Genomic DNA, 18,953 nt, shown 5'->3' with positions numbered 1-18,953 from the left:
GGGCGTGCCCCGTGGCACAGCATTCTCGACGAGCTGCTGGACGAACCGACCCACGCGCGCACTCCGGAGCCCATGCCGATCAGTTTGGCCCACAACGGTTTTCACGTCGAGTCGGAACCGACTTTCCAGGTCCCGTCGGCTCCGTCACCGCGGAGCGGGAGGCACTCTCGCGACGAGTGCCACGGGGACGACGACGCGGGAACCTACGGCAGGCATTCGATGCGCTTTCGCGACTGAGTCAGTCGAAGAGCACCGCGGCATTCAGACGACCCTCCGGATCGAATGCCGTCTTCAGTGCACGCATGGCGGTGATGTCGGCCTCGGTGCGCGACATCGTCAGGTAGTCCCGCTTGCGGGATCCCACTCCGTGCTCGGAACTGACGTTGCCGCGGCACGCGGCGATCAATGACATCATCGCCGAGTACAGGGCCCGTTCACGCTCGGCGTCGAGCACGCAGCGCACCAGGTTGAGGTGCAGGTTCCCCTCGCCGATGTGACCGAACAGCACGGGGATGGCGTCGGGCTCGTGCTCGTAGACCAACTCGGTCGCTGCAGTGGCGAACTGGTCGATCATCGAAAGTGGGAGTGAGACATCGAATTTCAGCGGCGGTCCGTAAACGCCCAGCACGTCGGCGACGGCCTCGCGGACCTGCCAGAGGCGGTGCTGGGTGGCGGCGTCGACCCCGACGGCGGGTTCACCGGCAAGTTCGGCGCCGTCGAGGAGGTCGGCCAGTCGCTCGGTGTGGTCGACGTCGCCCGCGAGTTCGACGAGCAACTGCCACGCGCCGTCGACGGCGGCGCCGACACCCATGTGTTCGGCGGTCAGTGCGCTGGCCCGAGCGTCGATCAGTTCCAGGGCGGCAATGCCGTCGGCGTCGCGGAACTCGCGTCCGGCGTCGACTAGTGAGTTGAGGTCGTTGAATCCTGCGATCGCCGTAACCCTATGGACCGCAGTGGGATACAGCCGCAGGTCTAGACTCGTAAGCACTCCCAGTGTGCCCTCTGCGCCGACGAAGAGGGACGCCAGGTCGTAACCCGTGTTGTCGCTGCGCACTTCGCTGTGGCGGCGCACCACCGACCCGTCGGTGAGCGCCACCTCGAGGCCCAGGATCTGCTCGCCCATGTTGCCGTAGCGCACGGTGCGTAACCCGCCCGCGTTCGTCGACGCCATGCCGCCCACGGTCGCCGAGTCGCGCGCCGCGAGGTCGACGCCGAACACCAGGCCGGCTTGCTTCGCGGCCCGCTGGACCGCCGCGAGCGTCGCTCCCGCACCTACGCGGACCCGGCGTTCGACGGTGTCGATCTCGCCGATGGCCGAAAGTCGTTCGGTGGAGAGCAGGACGTCGTCGTGCTCGGGAACGGTGCCCGCGACCAGCGACGTCCGCCCGCCCTGCACGGTGACGTAGGCCCCCGCATCACGACACGTCCGCAACACCGCGGCGACCTCGTCGTCGGAACCCGGCCGCACCAGGGCAGTCGCGCCGCCTCGATACCGGCCGGTGTAGTCGACGCAGCGGCCGGCCAGGACGTCGGGATCGGTGCTGACGTACTTGGCGCCGACAATCGCCGCGAGTCGGTCGGTCAGCGCTTCAGTCACTCCGTGGGTGTATCACACGCCGACAATGACAGGAACGCGCCGAGATCGATCAGGCCGTCCGGGGTGGACGGCAGGTAGTCCGTCAGCAGCGTGGATCGGACGATGATCGCCGCGTACTTGGCTCGGCTCACGGCGACGTTGAGCCGATTGCGGTTCAGCAGGAACGAGATTCCGCGGGGTACGTCGTCGATCGACGAGGCCGTCATCGAGACGAAGACGACGGGTGCCTGCTGGCCTTGGAACTTGTCCACCGTGCCGACGCGCACATCTGTCAGTCCGGCGCCGTCCAGGCGCTGCCGCAGCATCACCACCTGCGCGTTGTACGGCGTGACGACCAGGACGTGCTTCTGCGCCAGCGGCCGGGTGCCGTCCTCGTCCGTCCAGGGTGTTCCGAGCAGCCTCGTGACCTCCGCGACGATCGCGTCGGCTTCCTCGGGGCTGTCGACCGAGTTGCCCTGATGTTCGAAGGACAGCAGATGCACGCCGGGTTCGACACCGTCGAGAATCCTTGCGGCGGTGATGGATTCGACACTGTGCAACCTGCCGTCGTAGGACAGCTTGGATACCGGTGCGCACACCGCCGGATGCATGCGGAAGGTGCATTCGAGGAAGTAGCCGAGTTCCTCGGGCAGGGTGTTCTGACCGTCGATGAGCCAGCCGAGCGCCGAGACGTCGACCGGTTCCGGGTGGGTGCCCTGGGTGACCTGGGGCAGCTGCTGGGGGTCGCCGAGCAGCAACAGATTGCTCGCCGACCGCGCGACCGCGATGGTGTTGGCGACGCTGAACTGACCGGCCTCCTCGACGACCAGAAGGTCGAGACACCCCGGCGGAACCCTGGTGTCGTTCGCGAAGTCCCACGCGGTTCCACCGATGACGCAGCCGTCATGGCCCGCGATGAAAGCCGCGTAGCCGCTTCCGTCGATCTCCTGCCACGCCGGGTTGTGGCCACCGGGCTTCTTGGCGACCCGCCCCGGGTCCACCCCCGCGCCGAGCACGTCGCGGAACAGGTTCTCCACCACGGCGTGCGACTGGGCCACCACGCCGATGCGCCAACCGTGGTCGTTGACGAGCGTCGCGATGACGCGGGACGCCGTGTGCGTCTTGCCCGTTCCCGGCGGACCGTGCACGGCGAGGTACGACGAGTCGAGGTCGAGCAGTGCGACGGTGATGTCGGCGACCGCGTCGCCGCCGCGGGGCAGGCCATTGCCCGATCTGGTGCGGGGAGCGCTGCGCAGCAGGATGTCCATGACGGCGGTCGGCGGCAGGCCCGGAAGCCCGGCGGCGACCTCACCGGCCGTGGCGTCGATGGCCTCCCGTTGCTTGGGCGTCGGGATCGGGGGACCGGGTGTGAGCGCGAACGGCGTCTGATCGAAGACGTCACCGTTCTTCGGCTGGCGCTCGAGGACGAGGACTTTGGTGGGTGCCTCCGGGTCGTCGCATTCGAGCACCTCCACCCCGCCGAACCCGCGCCGGTCCGGGTCGTCGGCCAGGCCTGCGGGTGCGGGCGGGTCGTACAGGGCGTACATGCCACCATCCAGGTCGCCGGTGGCGATCGCTCCGGTGAGCAGTACACGGCGCTGAGGCTTGCGCGCACCCTTCGGAACGCACCAGTCGACGACGATCTCCGCGTCTTCGGCGATGAATACGCCGTTGTCGTCGGACCACTCGTCGACCGGGTTGTTGAGCCGGTCGAAGTGCCCCCACCAGTAGGGCTTGTCCTCCCGCCGGTGGAAGCCGCGCGCGGCGGCCACCATCGCCACGGCGGTCTGCTCGACGCTGCGGGCGGTGGGGTGGTCGCCGACGAACTTGGCCAGCGTGCGCGCCACCTGGTCGTCCACTTCGACGTCGCCGCCGTCGGTGACCGGCTGCGGGCCCATCGGTGGCACCGCATTCTCGATGGCCAGCTTCATCAACCAGTCGCGCAGGCGCCGGGTCGAGGTGCAGTCGTAGTGGTTGTACTCCTCGATGTCCTTGAGCACGGTGGCCGCTTCGTCGTGACGTCCTTGCGCCCGCAGTTCGCAGAACTGCCCGTACTGCGTGATCGAGGCGGTGGCGTTGGTGACGTCGCCGGAGCGCAGCTGCGAACCCATGTACAGCGGCTCCAGCGACTTGATGCTGTAGTTCTCGGTCCCGACGCGAACGCTCTTGCGTACCAAGGGGAAGAGGTCGACCAGCACGCCGTTGCGCAGCAGGTCGTCCACTTCGTCCTCGCCGACGCCGTGTCTGCCCGCCAGGCGCAGCAGCGCCGACTTCTCGTAGGCGGCGTAGTGGTAGACGTGCATCTTGGGATGGCGCTTGCGGCGCTTGCGGACCAGCGCCAGGAAGTCGACGAGCGCCTTGCGCTCGTCGGCGCGGTCGTGGGCCCAAAGCGGGGTGAACTCACCCGTCATGCCGAGCACGCCGAACAGGTACTCCAGACCCCAGTCCCGGCCGTCCGCCGTCCACAGCGGGTCGCCCTCGAAGTCGAAGAACAGGTCACCCTTGTCGGGGTCGGGAAGCACCATCAGCGGTTGCGCATCGACCAGCTCGTACGGCGGCTTGCCGTCGGGGCGCGGCGCCACCTGAAGGGCGGCCTGCGAGACCAGGCAGGCGGTGGTCCTCGTCGAGAGGCCCGGGACGCCGCCCGTATGCGCCGCCAGCGCGGTGAGGGTGTCGACCCCGGCCTCGATCAGCCGGGCACGTTGACTCACCCGCATGTTCGCGACGAGCAGGAGATCGTCGTGCGCACGCACCTGGATCGCACACTCGGGGCAGCGGAAGCAGGCGCGGACCTGTTCGTCGGCCCAGATGACCGGGTGCCCGTCCGCGTAGTGCTCGTCGAGCAACCGTTGCAGTGCGGCGCGGCGCGGCAGGTAGACGGGAATTAGCTCGTCGAGCCGGTAGCGGGCGAGCGCGCCGTCGCCGAGCAGGATCTCGGCCTCAGGGGCGACGGGGACCCCTGCGGTGTCGAGCGTGTGGGCGTATGCCGCCAATTGGAGCAGAGCTTCCACCTTGGCCGAGCGCGCCAGCTTGGTGTCGGCGACGCGGTATTGGCCGTCCTCGAGGATGAGGAAGTCCGCGAAGCCCACGAACCGGCCGTCGAACATCGCCGCCTGGTAGATGACCGACGAACGGCTCTCGACCGCGCGCATCGTCTGATCGAATGCGGCGCGCAGGCCCGCGGCGGTGTACTTCGGGCGGCCGATGACGGTGACGTCGCCGAACTCGGCGCGCAGGTCGTCGAGCTGTCGGCGCTCGTGCTCGTCGCCGAGAGTGGATGTGCGGACGAGCAGTTCGTCCTCGACGAGGATCTGCGGGCCGCGTCCGAGCGTCGCGTCGAAGGCGCGCAGCAAGGCGTACTCGCACCGCGCCGCGGCGGCGAGGTCGGATGCGCTGTAGACGACGCGGTCGTCGATGACGAACACGTCCGCAACTGTAGGTCAGCGGCCCGACATCGAGTCGGCGTGCCGTTAGCCCGTGTTGCCGATCAGCTCGACGCCGTTGCCGTTCCAGCGGAACCGGACGACGCTCTTGAGTCCGCTGGCCTCGTTGAGGTACATCAGGGCGATCGTGTCGCCGGTGGTTGCCGATTCGTCGAGACCGTTGAAGCCGTAGGTGTCCGGCACGCCCGTCGGGATGACCTTGCCGAGGTGGAACAGCACGGCGCGGGTGTTCGGATTGTCGGCGTTGGTGTTTGCCTTGATGACGATCGCCGACAGCTGCGCACATTCGTTGTAGTTGCCCGCCAGCGGTTCCGAACTCCACGGCTGGCCGCTGCGCGGGTCTCGCGGCAGCTCGGAGACGGCCTTGGCGATCTCGGGCGCGCCGAGGTTGATCGCGCACGGGTCGGCGGGCGCTGGTGTGGGCGATGGGCCGGAGGCAACGGTGGGGGCTGGGGCCGGCGGCGCCGTCTCGGCCGGAGCCACGGGAGCCTCGGGTGTCTTGGACACGGTCGAATCGCTCGCACCGCAGCCGGCCAGTGCCACCAGCACCGCCGTCGCCGCCAGAACCGCGAACCACCACCGGCATCTCACGAAGCGCAACCGTACCGCCTCTCCTTGGCATCGCGGCTGCGAGAGCTGCGAGTACCCGTAGACTCCCAAACCGATGAGCTCTGATGATCCCGACGCGACGAGCGCCGACCTAACCTTTGCTGACCTGCAGATTCACCCGTCGGTGCTGCAGGCCCTCGCCGATGTCGGTTACGAGTCGCCGTCGGCCATCCAGGCCGCCACGATTCCGCCGATGCTGGCAGGCTCCGACGTCGTCGGTCTCGCGCAGACCGGAACGGGCAAGACCGCGGCGTTCGCCATCCCGATCTTGTCCAGGATCGACACCTCCAGTCGCACCACGCAGGCCCTGGTGCTGGCGCCGACGCGCGAGTTGGCGCTCCAGGTCGCGGAGGCGTTCAGCCGGTACGGCGCACATCTGCCCGTCCACGTGCTGCCCATCTACGGCGGATCGTCCTACGGCCCGCAGCTGGCCGGCCTGAAGCGCGGTGCGCAGGTGGTGGTCGGCACGCCCGGCCGCGTCATCGACCACCTCGAGAAGGGCAGCCTCGACCTCTCGCACCTGGACTACATGGTGCTCGACGAGGCCGACGAGATGCTGCAGATGGGCTTCGCCGAGGACGTCGAGCGGATCCTGTCCGAGACGCCCGAGTACAAGCAGGTGGCGCTGTTCTCGGCCACCATGCCGCCCGCGATCCGCAAGATCACCTCCAAGTACCTGCACGATCCCGTCCAGGTGCTGGTCAAGTCCAAGACCGCTACGGCCGAGAACATCTCGCAGCGGTACATACAGGTCGCCGGACCGCGCAAGATGGACGCGCTCACCCGACTGCTGGAGGTCGAGCCGTTCGAGGCGATGATCGTGTTCGTCCGCACCAAGCAGGCCACCGAAGAGGTCGCCGAGAAACTGCGGGCGCGGGGTTTCTCGGCCGCGGCGATCAACGGCGACATTGCGCAGGCCGTCCGGGAGCGCACCATCGCCCAGCTCAAGGACGGCACCATCGACATCCTGATCGCCACCGACGTGGCGGCGCGCGGGTTGGACGTCGAGCGCATCTCGCACGTGTTGAATTACGACATACCGCACGATCCCGAGTCGTACGTGCATCGGATCGGACGCACCGGGCGGGCCGGACGGTCGGGCGCGGCGGTGTTGTTCGTCACGCCTCGCGAGAAGCATCTGCTGAATTCGATCGAGCGGGTCTCCCGGCAGAAACTCGTCGAGTCGCAGCTGCCGTCGGTCGACGACGTCAACGACAAACGGGTGGAGAAGTTCCGGGAGTCGATCACCGAGGCGCTCAATGCGCCGGGAATCGAGTTGTTCCGCAAGCTGATCGAGGGCTACGAGCGCGACCACGACGTGCCGACGGCCGAGATCGCCGCCGCGCTGGCTGTGCAGAGCCGCGGCGGTGGCGAGTTCCTGATGACCGAACCGCCACCGGAGAAGCGCCGCGAGCGTCCGGACCGTGACGACGGCCCGCCGCGCAAGCGCCGCGACAACGTCCGCAGTGACCTCGCCACCTATCGCATCGCGGTCGGCAAGCGGCACAAGGTCGGTCCCGGATCCATCGTCGGTGCGATCGCCAACGAGGGTGGATTGCACCGCAGCGACTTCGGCCACATCACGATCAAGATGGACCACTCGCTCGTCGAGTTGCCTGCGAAGCTCCCCAGGGAGACGCTGAAGAAGCTTGAGCACACCCGTATCTCAGGTGTGCTCATCGACCTCAAACAAGACCGCGGCCCGAGTCATCATCACAAGCCGAAGTGACGTCGACTGACTCATCTGGGCGCGTCGCCTCACTAACTGGCATCCGCGCGGTCGCCGCGATACTCGTGATGCTCACCCATGCGGCGTACACCACGGGTAAGTACACCCACGGCTACGTCGGACTGGTCTACTCCCGCATGGAGATCGGCGTACCGATCTTCTTCGTCCTGTCCGGCTTCCTGTTGTTCGCGCCGTGGGTGCGCGCGGCCGCCTCGGCCGATGGTCGTCGGCGGCCCGACTCCGTGGGCTACTCGCCGCCGTCGCTGCGCCGCTACGCGTGGCACCGGGTGCGGCGCATCATGCCCGCCTACGTCATCACGGTGCTCGCGGCGTACCTCGTGTACCACTTCCGTACGGCGGGGCCGAATCCCGGTCACACCTGGATGGGGTTGTTTCGCAACCTGACGCTGACGCAGATCTACACCGACGACTACCTGTTCTCCTATCTGCACCAGGGTCTGACCCAGATGTGGAGCCTGGCCGTCGAAGCGGCGTTCTACGTGGCGCTGCCGCTGTTGGCCTACCTGTTGCTGGTGGTGCTGTGCCGGCGGGAGTGGCACCCGCAGCGGCTGGTCCTGGGGCTGGCCGTGCTCGCGCTCGTCTCCCCGGCGTGGTTGGTGCTGGTGCACACCACCGAGTTCCTGCCCGACGGCGCGCAGCTTTGGTTGCCCACGTACCTGATGTGGTTCGTCGGCGGCATGTTGCTCGCGGCGCTGTTGCCGCTCGGCGTGAAGGCCTATGCGATGGTGTGCGTCCCGCTGGCCCTGGCCTGCTACTTCATCGCCTCGACGCCACTCGCCGGGGCGCCGACCACGTCGCCGGCCGAACTCCGCGAGGGACTGGCCAAGACGCTGTTCTATGCCGTCATCTCGACACTCCTGGTGGCCCCGCTGGCGCTCAGAGGGAGTGACGGCGCACGCGGCTGGTATGCGCAGTTGATGGCGAGCAGGCCGATGGTTTTCCTCGGCGAGATCTCCTACGAGATCTTCCTGATCCACCTCGTCACCATGGAGCTGGTGATGGTCGAAATCCTGCGCTTTCCGATCTACACCGGCTCGATGTTCTGGCTGTTCGTGGTCACGCTGGCGGTGACGGTCCCGTTGGCGTGGCTGTTGCATCGCTTCACGCGGGTGCGCGCGCCCTCTAGTTCTCTCGCCGAACGTGGATTACCCCCACGCTTCTCACGGGAGTGGCATGGGGGTAATCCACGTTAGACCAACGTTAGACCGGCCACTGAACGTGTCCTGTCGCATCCGTCAATAGCGGTGCCAGCGCTCTCGGAGCCGCATAGTCTTTGGCCCTCGGGCTCAAGCAGAGTGGTTCGGGATCGCTCTCGCGGGCGAGCACTTCGGCGAACGGATCAGTACGTGCCTTCATCCGAGCAACCGCCCGTGGTTCGGCGTGACGTCCTTCCCATTCCCGACGTCGCCCACATTGGGCTGACCACGTACGACGCCAAGGACCCCGACACGAGCTATCCGCCGATCAGAGACGTCCGACCACCAGAGGGTGCCCCCAACGTGGTGGTCATTCTGATCGACGACGTGGGCTACGGCGCCAGTAGCGCGTTCGGCGGGCCATGCGACACCCCCAACTTCGAGAAGCTCGCCGCAGGAGGGTTGAAGTACACGCGCTTTCACACCACGGCGTTGTGTTCACCGACCCGCCAGGCGTTGCTCACCGGCCGCAACCACCACTCGGTGGGAATGGGTGGCATCACCGAAATCGCCACCGCAGCGCCCGGTTACAGCTCGGTACGGCCGAACACGAAGGCGCCGCTCGCGGAGACCCTCAAGCTCAACGGCTATTCGACCGCTCAGTTCGGCAAGTGCCACGAGGTACCGGTTTGGCAGACCAGCCCGGCGGGACCGTTCACCGCGTGGCCGTCCGGTGGCGGCGGGTTCGAGTACTTCTACGGTTTCATCGGCGGCGAGAACAACCAGTGGGACCCGGCGCTGTACGAGGGGACCACTCCCATCGAACCGCCCAAGACGCCGGCCGAGGGCTATCACCTGACCGAGGATCTGGCTGACAAGGCGATCGGCTGGGCGCGGCAGCAGAAGGCGCTTCTGCCGGACAAGCCGTTCTTCATGTACTTCGCGCCCGGCGCCACCCACGCGCCACACCAGGTGCCGCCCGAGTGGATCGAGAAGTACGAGGGCAAGTTCGCTCACGGTTGGGACCGCCAGCGCGAGATCACCTTCGAGCGGCAGAAGGAACTGGGCGTCATTCCGCCTGATGCGGTGCTCACGCCGCGCCACGAGGAGATCCCGGCCTGGGATGACATGGAGCCCGAACTCAAGCCGGTGCTGGAACGCGAGATGGAGGTGTACGCCGCGTTCATGGAGCACACCGATCATCACGTCGGACGGCTGCTCGACGCGCTGGCACCCGTCATGGACAACACGCTGGTCTACCTGGTGATCGGCGACAACGGTGCCTCGGCCGAGGGCACTCTGCAGGGCGCGTTCAACGAGATGGCCAACTTCAATGGCATGGCAGCCATCGAAACCCCCGAGTTCATGATGTCCAAGATCGACGAGTTCGGTGGTGAAGGCTCCTACGGTCACTACGCCGTCGGCTGGGCGTGGGCGATGGACGCGCCGTATCAGTGGACCAAGCAGGTGGCGTCGCACTGGGGCGGTACCCGTAACGGCACCATCGTGTCCTGGCCCGCCGGGATCACCGAGAAGGGCGGCATTCGCAACCAGTTCACCCACGTCATCGATTTCGCGCCCACCGTGTTGGAGGCGGCGGGCATCCCGGAGCCGACGTTGGTCAACGGCGTCATGCAGAGCCCCTATGAGGGCACCAGCATGCGGTACAGCTTCAACGATGCTGAGGCTGCCGAGCGACACCAGACGCAGTACTTCGAGATGTTCTGCAACAGAGGGATTTACCACAAGGGGTGGAGCGCGGTGACCAAACACCGCACGCCCTGGGAGATGAGTGGGGCCGTCATGCCGAAGTTCGACGACGACGTCTGGGAACTCTACGACGGCAGCACGGACTGGACGCAATCCAAGGACATGTCGAAGGAGAATCCCGACAAGCTGCACGAACTGCAGCGCCTCTGGCTGATCGAAGCGGTCAAGTACAACGTGCTGCCGTTGGACGACCGGCAGGTCGAGCGCTTCATCCCCGATCTGGCGGGCCGGCCCACGCTGATCAAGGGCAACACCCAACTGCTGCTCGGCGGCATGGGGCGACTGTCGGAGAACAGCGTCGTCGACATCAAGAACAAGTCGTTCGCCCTCACCTGCGAGTTGGTGGTGCCCGACGGCGGAGCCGAGGGCGTGATCATCGCCCAGGGCGGCCGGTACGGCGGATGGAGTCTCTACGCCAAGGAAGGTCGGGCCAAGTTCTGCTACAACGTGCTGGGCATCGAGGCCTACGCGACCGAGGCCACCGAGGTGATTCCGACGGGTAACGCCCAGGTGCGGATGGAGTTCGCCTATGACGGCGGTGGCATGGGCAAGGGTGGCGGCGTCACGCTGTATTACGACGGCAGGCAGGTCGGCGTGGGACGGGTTGAGCAGACCCAGCCCGTCGTCTTCTCAGCCGACGAGACGACCGACGTCGGCCGTCAAACCGGCACCACGGTCAGCCCCGACTACACCGCCCACACCAGCAAGTTCAGCGGCACGGTCAACTGGGTGCAGATCGACCTCGGCGAGGATGCCAAGGACGCCGACCACTACATCGATGCCGACGAGCGCTTCCGGATCGCGATGGCCCGGCAGTAGCGATCAGCCCGTCGGCAGCCCCTGGACCATCAGCGGCATCACGAACTCAGTGAGCATCGCGCGTTCATCGGCCTCGTCGTGCCCGGGAAACACCAAGAGCGAGATCATCACGCGCACCAGCCAGCGGGCGCGTCGTTCGACGTCGGCCATCTCCATCGATCGCAGGAACGACTCCGTCAGCGCCTTGATCACCTCGGAACGCTCGGCCATCTCACCGCCGATCGGCCGCTGGGCCGAGGCGAACCACGATGACAGGGAGGGACTTTCGCGGACGCTCCGCAGAGATGCGACTACACCTGCCAGCAACCGCTCGCGCGGATCGGCGATGCCTGCAATCCGAACACCCATCTCGCGGAACACCCGGTAGGTCTCCCGATGCACGTAGGCGGTGTAAAGGGCGTCGCGGCTCTCGAAATAGCGGTACACGGTCGCACGCGAACAGCCTGCCGCCCTTGCGATTTCGTTCATGCCCACGGTGGCGGCCTCATGCCGGGTGAACAGGTCGTCGGCGGCGTCGAGGATGCGGTCCGCGGCGACCTCGGTGCGTCGTTCGGCCAGCCAGTCGCCTGCCATCACGTGACCGTGAACGGCACCGACAACGGTCGGCGCACGTAACTGCCTCCGGCCCAGACGATGTCGTCCTCGTCGACGTCGAAGTCGGGGATCCGTGCCAAGAGCTCCTCGAGCGCCACGCGTGACTGCATGCGCGCCGCAGCGGCCCCGAGGCAGTGGTGTGCTCCGTGACTGAACGTCAGGATGTTGCGGGGTTTGCGCGTGACGTCGAGTTCGCCTGCGTCGTTGCCGTATTGGCGCTCGTCGCGGTTGCCCGAGCCGTAGAGGAACATCACGCGTCGACCTTCGGGAATGGTGGCGTCGCCGATCGTCACGTCACGGGTCAAGGTGCGGCCCAGCATCTGTACGGGCGACGTGAGGCGCAGGAACTCGTCGACGGAATCGCTGATCATTGCGGGATTCTCGGCCAAGAGCCTGCGCTGGTCGGGTCGCTGGTGCAACAGCTGCACCGAGCCGCCCAGCATACCGGTGGTGGTGTCGTTGCCGCCGGTGACCATCGTGAAGGTGAACGCGAGAATCGACAGCACACCTGCGATGTCGCCGTCCGCGCCCACGCCCGCGGCCACCAGATGCGAGACGGTGTCGTCGCCGGGCTCGACTCGACGGCGTTCGATCAGCGCGGTGAAGTAGGCCATCATCCCGCCGAGCGCGTCGCCGAGTGTTTCCAGCGCTCCTCCGATGCCGCCTTCGGCGGTGTTGGCGGCGACGATCGCGTCGGTCCACCCGTCGAACTGATCGCGATCGGCCTCGGGCACGCCGAGATAGTGCGCCACCACCATCGATGGCAGCGGCTTGAACAGTTCGGCGACGATGTCGCCACCGCCGTTGGCGCGCAGCGCCTCGATGCGCTCGACGACGTACTCGCGGACCTTAGGCTCGACGGCCTCCACCTGTCGCGGCGTGAATCCGCGGGAGACCAGCTTGCGGAACTCGGTGTGCACTGGTGGGTCCTGCATGACCATCGGCGGGTTGTCCGCCAGGCCGATCAGCTCCAATTCGCCGTAGTTGACCGTCAGGCCCTGGGCCGAGGAGAAGGTCTGGTGGTCGCGGGCCGCCGTGAAGATGTCGGCGTGTCGGGAGAGCACGTAGTAGTCCCCGGGCTCGACGCTGCCGGGCTTCACCTCGGGGATCACGTGGTGCACCGGATCGTGGTCGCGCAGCGCCCGGTACATCGGCCACGGGTCCGTCCAGGTGGTTGGCGTAGCTAAATGGAACTGCGCCGGAAGGCCGTGAGACAAAGTCGCTGTCATGTCTTATGAATACGACAGTCGAGCTTTGATGTCAACGACAGCTCTGGCGAGATCCCCCGATAGGGGGAGGTGTGATTCAACCGCTACGTCCACCGGTTGCCCGACTGACACCGCCGACTCGCCGCGACATAGTCATTTCATCGCCGGAATACCCCGGAGGTCACCCGAAACACTAGCTCACACAGAAGGATTGATGAAAATGACCGACATCGCCCGCAACTTCGCCCGCTTCTGCGCCGTCCCGGCAATGGCCGCCGGAATCATCGGCGGGACCCTCGGCCTGGCCGGCATGGCCAACGCCACGGCCGGTCCCGTCGCCCCGACCACCACCATCGCACCGGGCCCGACCGGCCCCGGCTACCAGTACTACCCGGACACCTACGCCACCCCCGCGCCTGGACAGGCGCCCGGCTGGCAGAGCCACCACGGCCCCAATCACATGAAGTGAGCTCTTGACCGGGAAGCCCTTCCCATGACAGGGGAGGGCTTGCCCGCGTCCGGTCGCCGACTTCTGCGCCATGGCTGTGCAACCCGCGGAGGTCACCGCCCTGGCGCAGAACTGGCGGGAGTGATGCTGCGCGGGTTCGGCGCGCGCGACCAAGGCGACGGTACTTGAGACCGAGCGACTGGCATCGCACTCCCTCCGGGTGCGGATGGTCTCGTCGACCCTCTTCGAGGACGCGGTGGCCGAACCGACGTCGTGGCTGCGGTTCTGGTTCCCCGATCCCGACGGCACCGACGCGGAGTTCCAACGCGCGTAAACGATCTCCGAGGCCGACGTCGTCAGCGGTCACTTCGCGGTGGACGTCGCGCTGCACGAACCGGCCGGGCCGGCTAGCAGATGGGCGCGCACGGTGGCGTGCGGCGCGGCGATCTCCGTTATGTCGTTGGGTTCGCACGCGTTCTCCGTTCCCGACGAGGCGCCGTCCGGCTACCAGCTGATCGGCGACCCGGCCTCGACGCCCGTGATCAAGGGCATCATCGAAGCCTTCCCGCACGACATTCCGATCGAGGTCTATCTCGAACAGCTAGCGTTACGGTCGTTTCCGCGAGTTCTGGAGCCAGCAGCGTGCGGCCGCCGATTGGCAGATCACCACCTCGCCGACGTAGCAGTCGGGCTGTTCTGCCCCAATTGAGGTGTCGGACGGAAATGCCCAATTGTCGTTGTCGTCACGGGTAGCGTTTCTGCCCTTGGCATCGGTGAGACGGGGCATGGCGTGGACCCTGATTTCGGTGGGGTGAACCTGCGTTGCCGCAGGTGCGGAATCAACCTCCGTGCTTCGGCCAAATTCTGCGATGGGTGCGGGCAACCTATCAGTTCGCGTCGCGAGGTTGGCGAGCGCAAGCAGGTCACGGTGCTGTTCGCGGACGTGGTCGGTTCGATGGGATTGGCTGCCGCGCTGGACCCGGAGCGGCTGCGCGAGATCATGTACGACCTGTTCAATCGATCCGCGGCGGTGGTACTGCGATATCAGGGCACGGTCGACAAGTTCACCGGCGACGGGCTGATGGCGGTTTTCGGCGCTCCCACTGCCCTGGAGGATCACGCCTTGAGGGCGTGCGTCTCCGCTCTCGACATTCAATCCGTGGTGAAGGCGCTGGCCGCAGAGGTCCTTTCGAAGGACGGGGTCGAGTTGCGGCTCCGAATCGGTCTGAACTCGGGTGAGGTGATCGTCGGCGACATCGGACCGGGCCCGGGAAGTTATACCGCGTTCGGACACCCGGTCGGACTAGCGCAGCGCATGGAGGGTGCCGCGGCGCCGGGCACGATCCTGTGCTCCGAGTCGACGGCGCGCATCGTTGAGCGCTCGGCTCGGCTCGGGCCCGTTGAGCACGTCATCGTGAAGGGGGTGGGTGGCCAGATCTCGGCGCGCCGACTGGTGGGGATCGGGTCCGAGTACGCGGTGATGGGTCGCGATGACGGTCCGATGGTCGGGCGAGACGCCGATCTCGCGGCGCTGCTCAACGCCTTTGGCAACGCGCGGGTGCACGTTGGGACCCTGGTTGGTGAGCCGGGTCTCGGCAAGAGCAGGCTCCTCCGGGAGTTCGCAGCCGAAGTGGCCGCCGCTGGCGCGGACGTCGTGATCGCCCGGTGCGAGTCGCATACCGCGCAGGTCCCGTTGTTTGCGCTGTCGCGATTTCTGCGCGCGATGTTCAGCGTCGGCCGATTGGATGTCGCTGCCGCCCGTGCCCATGTCGCCGCGCAGTTGGACGGTGTCGTGGAACCGGACTCTGAGGATGCCCTCATCGTGTTCGACCTGATGTCGATCGGCGCGGGTGATCTGAATGCCCAGAAGATCACCGCCAACGCTCGCCGTCGCAGGCTGATCGACGTGATGTCCCGAGTCGCGAAGTCTCGGCAGTCTCGGAGTCTCTTCGTCGTCGAGGACCTTCACTGGGTTGATGAGGCCAGTTCCGAAGTGCTCGTTGGGTTCATCGAGGCACTAGCAGAGACACGGTCGTTTCTCGTCGGTAGTTGCCGACCGGAATATCACGGTCGAATACGCGAAATCGCCGATTTGACGATTGATTTGGCCGCAATGGGATCGTCTGCGACGATTGCCCTGGTTGAGCAGATCCTTGGTAGGCATCAGACGACGGACGGTGTCGCCAAGCGCATCGCAGGAATGTCCGCGGGGAATCCGTTCTTCGTCGAAGAAATCGTTCGCGACCTCGTGGGTCGGGGCTTTCTCGTCGGCAACCGTGGCGACTATCGGCTGGTCGGCGATCTGGAGGCGGTGGCAGTGCCTGCGACCATCCAATCCGTGTTGGCCGCCAGGATTGACCGGTTGACGTTCCCGGAGAAGGCAATTCTGAACGCGGCCGCCGTGATCGGGTCAAAGTTCGACGCCCAGATGCTGCAAGTGCTCATTCCCGGCGCGACTACCAGCCTGCTCCAACGGTTGGTTGCAACCGAGTTCATCGACCAGATGGAGTTCTTTCCCATGTCGCGGTACGTGTTTCGGCACCCTCTGGTGCGTGAGGTGTCGTACGCCTCTCAACTCGGCGCTGTCCGATCCGACTCTCACAAGCGGCTGGCCGCGGCCATCGAGCAGCGCAATCCGGTCGCCGTCGAGGAAAATTCGCCGTTGATTGCGCATCACCTCGATGTCGCGGGAGACCTTGAGTCCGCGTACGAGTGGTACTTGCGTGCTGCTACGTGGTTGCGGCACCGGGATATGAAGGGGGCGCGGGCAAGCTGGGAGCGAGCGAGACTGATCGCCGACGAACTCGAAGACGACTGGGCCGACGTGACGACGAAGCGCACGCTGCCGCGCGCGATGCTGATGCTGTCGGCCTGGCAGGTGGGCACGGCTCCGACTGAAGGGGAACTCGAGCAGTTGCGTCGATTGACAGCCGAGTCGGGTGACCTGACCGCGTTGGCGATCGGGTTGTCGGGCAAGGTGACAGCGCTCGTCATCGACGAAGGTCGACCCCTGGCTGCCGCCGCGATGGCTGCTGAGTTGTCGGAGCTCATCGATGAGATCGACATCAAGGCAACGGAATTCGGTGGAATGCTGGTGTCGGTGGCGACCGCGCAATACGAGGCGTATGACTTTGACGGGGTACTGCGCACCACCGACCGGCTACGGGGACTGCGGCCGCCCGCACCGCTCGATGATCTGTCACCCGCCATCGCCATGGCGGGGGCAATCAAGGTTATGACCGGTGGGCACGACGACGGCTGGCGTGATCTGCGGTTGGCGTTGGCGCTGGGCCGAGAGTCCGATCCGATTACGCACGCGATCGCGGTCGGGCTCCTTGCCGACCTGCTCGTCGCGGGTTTCGTCGTCGTGGACGAGTTGATCCTCGACGAGTCGCGAAGTGCGGTATCTCAGGCTGAAGCCTTCGGTGACGTCTACGGCCTTGCCGTTGCGCGCTGGGCGCTGGGCACCGCATTGCTGTCGAGCGGCGATGCCCACGACGCTGCAGGCATGGAGTATCTGCGTCGATCGCGTGCGGAGGGCGTCGACGTCGGCGGCAGCCAGGTCGCAGCAGACCTGGCTGCGGAAATGGCGCGGCAAGGTCGCCGCGATCAGCCCATCGATGCCCTGTATGCGACGCTTCTCGAAGAGATCGACGATGGAAACACTCTCTTCATCGGTTACCCGGCGACGGAGTTGATCAAGCTGTTGCTTGCACGGGGCACGTCGACCGCATTGACCCAGGCGCACGACGTCCTAGCAAGACTGGTGGCGGCACTTGACTGGGTCGACGAGCCTGCGGCCCGACTGTGGCCCCTGCACTGTCGAGCGCTGCTTGCCGACGCCGTCGGCGACTCCACCGACTACACGGTGACGGTCGGTCGTTATCGCGCCCTTGCCGAGAAGCTAGATGCTCGAGGGCATGTAGCAACGGCGAAGCGGCTGCAATTGCGCCCGGCAGTCGAGGTCGACGTCAGATAGCAGCGCCGGGGTTGAGGATGTTGTCCGGGTCGAGCGCCTTCTTGATGCGTTGGTTCAGCTCCATCGCCTCCGGCCCCAGATAGCCCTCGAGCCACGGCCGCTTGAGTCGGCCGACGCCGTGTTCCCCGGTGATGGTGCCGCCGAGGCTGACGGCGAGGTCCATGATCTCGCCGAACGCAGTCTGTGCGCGCTCGGCCTCCGCATGGTCGGACGGGTCGAACACGATCAAGGGGTGGGTGTTGCCGTCGCCCGCGTGCGCGATCACCGAGATCATCAGGGCGTGCTGCTCGGCGATCTTCTCGACGCCGGAGACGAGGTCCGCCAACGCGGGCAGTGGCACGCCGACGTCCTCCAGCAGCAGCGACCCCTTGGCCTCGACGGCGGGGATGGCGAAGCGGCGCGCGGCGACGAAGGCCTCGCCCTCGTCGGGGTCGGAGGTCGAGAACACCTCCGTCGCACCGGCGTCCTTGAACGCCTGCGCCATGAACTCGGCGTCCTGCGATCCGGCGGGACCCCTGTCGTCGGACGCGGCGACCATCATCGCGGCGGCCTTGCGGTCGAGGCCCATCTTCAGCTTGTCCTCGACGGCGTTGATGGCGACGGCGTCCATGAACTCCAGCATCGACGGCCGGATCTTGCCCGTGATGGTGACGACCGCCCTCGCTGCGGCATCCACGTCGTCGAAGGACGCGACGACCGTGCAGCCACGGTGTTGCGGCGGCAGCAGTCGCAGCGTCACCTCGGTGACGATGCCGAGCGCGCCCTCGCTGCCGACGAAGAGTTTCGTCAGGCTCAACCCCGCGACGTCCTTCAACCGCGGACCGCCGAGCCGCACTGCCGTCCCGTCGGCGAGCACGACCTGCAGGCCGAGGACGTAATCCGTTGTCACGCCGTACTTCACGCAGCACAGGCCGCCCGCATTGGTGGCGATGTTCCCGCCGATGCTGCAGATCTCGAACGACGACGGGTCGGGCGGATACCAAAGTCCGTACTCGGCGACGGCCTTCTTGACCTCGGCGTTGAACAGGCCGGGCTGCGTGACGGCGGTTCGGGTCACGGGGTCGACGGTGATGTCACGCATGCGCTCGGTGGACAGCACGATGCCACCGTCGAGAGCGGTCGCGCCGCCGGAGAGACCGGTGCCTGCGCCGCGGGGGACCACCGGCACGCGATGCGCGGTGGCCCAGCGCATCACGGCCTGCACCTCCTCGGTGCGGCGTGGCCGGACGACGGCCATCGCGGTGCCTGCGTTCGGGTCGGCGGCGCGGTCCTGTCGATAGGACGCGACGATGTCGGGGTCGGTGACGACGGTGCCGTCGGGCAGCTCGGCGATCAGTTCAACCAGCATGTCTGCGCTCACCAGTCGATGCTACGAGGTGCGTCATGGCACCGTTCACGACAGCACGGGCGAGGCTTGCAGCGCGGAAAGCGCGCAGAGCACGACCAGGAAGACCAGACTCCAGACGATCACGCGACGGAAGATGTCGCCTTCCTTGCCGTTCAGACCCACCGCGGCGGCGGCGATGGCGAGGTTCTGCGGCGAGATCATCTTGCCGAGCACGCCTCCGGAACTGTTCGAGGCGGCCATCAGGATCTCCGACAACCCGGCCTGATTGGCGGC

At 66.6% G+C, this 18,953-nt stretch carries 12 protein-coding genes and 2 pseudogenes; 7 read left to right on the top strand and 7 right to left on the bottom strand.

What is annotated here, in order from left to right:
• Positions 1 to 237, top strand: a pseudogene (locus VET27_RS05630) (hypothetical protein); the annotation flags it as partial.
• Position 238: 1 nt separating this feature from the next.
• Here VET27_RS05630 and VET27_RS05625 read toward each other — a convergent pair.
• Genes VET27_RS05625 through VET27_RS05615 form a run of 3 tightly spaced genes read right to left on the bottom strand, consistent with a single transcriptional unit; the run spans position 239 to position 5,610 of the window.
• Positions 239 to 1,597, bottom strand: coding sequence for an FAD-binding oxidoreductase (locus VET27_RS05625; RefSeq protein ID WP_526515963.1), 1,359 nt, complete (start codon positions 1,595 to 1,597; stop codon positions 239 to 241).
• Positions 1,594 to 5,001 carry a TM0106 family RecB-like putative nuclease gene (locus tag VET27_RS05620; protein WP_526515961.1) on the bottom strand — a complete coding sequence of 1,136 codons (3,408 nt, stop codon included), beginning with the start codon at positions 4,999 to 5,001 and terminating at the stop codon, positions 1,594 to 1,596. Before VET27_RS05620 ends, VET27_RS05625 begins: the two co-directional genes overlap by 4 nt.
• 45 nt (positions 5,002 to 5,046) lie before the next feature.
• Positions 5,047 to 5,610 carry an LppP/LprE family lipoprotein gene (locus tag VET27_RS05615; RefSeq protein ID WP_526515958.1) on the bottom strand — a complete coding sequence of 188 codons (564 nt, stop codon included), beginning with the start codon at positions 5,608 to 5,610 and terminating at the stop codon, positions 5,047 to 5,049.
• A gap of 73 nt (positions 5,611 to 5,683) precedes the next feature.
• On the opposite strand from VET27_RS05615, the gene VET27_RS05610 reads away from it, so the two are divergent.
• The 3 genes from VET27_RS05610 to VET27_RS05600 all read left to right on the top strand — a co-directional run bounded on the left by VET27_RS05610 (position 5,684) and on the right by VET27_RS05600 (position 11,103).
• Complete coding sequence (locus VET27_RS05610; RefSeq protein ID WP_526515956.1) at positions 5,684 to 7,357, top strand: DEAD/DEAH box helicase; 1,674 nt, start codon at positions 5,684 to 5,686, stop codon at positions 7,355 to 7,357.
• Complete coding sequence (locus VET27_RS05605; protein WP_526515954.1) at positions 7,354 to 8,571, top strand: acyltransferase family protein; 1,218 nt, start codon at positions 7,354 to 7,356, stop codon at positions 8,569 to 8,571. Before VET27_RS05610 ends, VET27_RS05605 begins: the two co-directional genes overlap by 4 nt.
• Before the next feature lie 153 nt (positions 8,572 to 8,724).
• Entirely contained in the window at positions 8,725 to 11,103 is a 2,379-nt protein-coding gene (locus VET27_RS05600; RefSeq protein WP_526515952.1) for an arylsulfatase, read from the top strand.
• A gap of 3 nt (positions 11,104 to 11,106) precedes the next feature.
• Here VET27_RS05600 and VET27_RS05595 read toward each other — a convergent pair whose 3' ends face one another.
• Positions 11,107 to 11,676, bottom strand: a complete 570-nt coding sequence (locus VET27_RS05595; protein WP_526515950.1) for a TetR/AcrR family transcriptional regulator — start codon at positions 11,674 to 11,676, stop codon at positions 11,107 to 11,109.
• Positions 11,676 to 12,926: a cytochrome P450 gene (locus tag VET27_RS05590; RefSeq protein ID WP_526515948.1), complete on the bottom strand. Its 1,251-nt coding sequence runs from the start codon at positions 12,924 to 12,926 to the stop codon at positions 11,676 to 11,678. The genes VET27_RS05595 and VET27_RS05590 overlap by 1 nt, the downstream gene beginning before the upstream one ends.
• Positions 12,927 to 13,125: 199 nt before the next feature.
• Between VET27_RS05590 and VET27_RS05585 the strand changes: the two genes are divergently transcribed.
• From VET27_RS05585 to VET27_RS05575, 3 genes and pseudogenes are all read left to right on the top strand, one after another.
• Positions 13,126 to 13,374 carry a hypothetical protein gene (locus VET27_RS05585; protein ID WP_526515946.1) on the top strand — a complete coding sequence of 83 codons (249 nt, stop codon included), beginning with the start codon at positions 13,126 to 13,128 and terminating at the stop codon, positions 13,372 to 13,374.
• Between the two features lie 123 nt (positions 13,375 to 13,497).
• A pseudogene (locus VET27_RS05580) lies at positions 13,498 to 13,954 on the top strand (siderophore-interacting protein); the annotation flags it as partial.
• 189 nt (positions 13,955 to 14,143) lie between these two features.
• Positions 14,144 to 17,332 (top strand): adenylate/guanylate cyclase domain-containing protein, encoded by a 3,189-nt coding sequence (locus VET27_RS05575; RefSeq protein ID WP_526515944.1) that lies wholly within the window; start codon positions 14,144 to 14,146, stop codon positions 17,330 to 17,332.
• Here VET27_RS05575 and VET27_RS05570 read toward each other — a convergent pair.
• Entirely contained in the window at positions 17,325 to 18,680 is a 1,356-nt protein-coding gene (locus VET27_RS05570; protein WP_526515965.1) for an FAD-binding oxidoreductase, read from the bottom strand. The genes VET27_RS05575 and VET27_RS05570 overlap by 8 nt on opposite strands.
• Before the next feature lie 45 nt (positions 18,681 to 18,725).
• The coding region (locus VET27_RS05565) for an L-lactate permease (RefSeq protein ID WP_526515942.1) at positions 18,726 to 18,953 on the bottom strand (228 nt) is incomplete at its 5' end.

The sequence above is a fragment of the Mycobacterium sp. genome (assembly GCF_035633495.1).
GTDB lineage: Bacteria > Actinomycetota > Actinomycetes > Mycobacteriales > Mycobacteriaceae > Mycobacterium.
The sequence above is the reverse complement of the archived record's forward strand: the minus strand, read 5'-3'. Positions and strand labels throughout refer to the sequence as shown.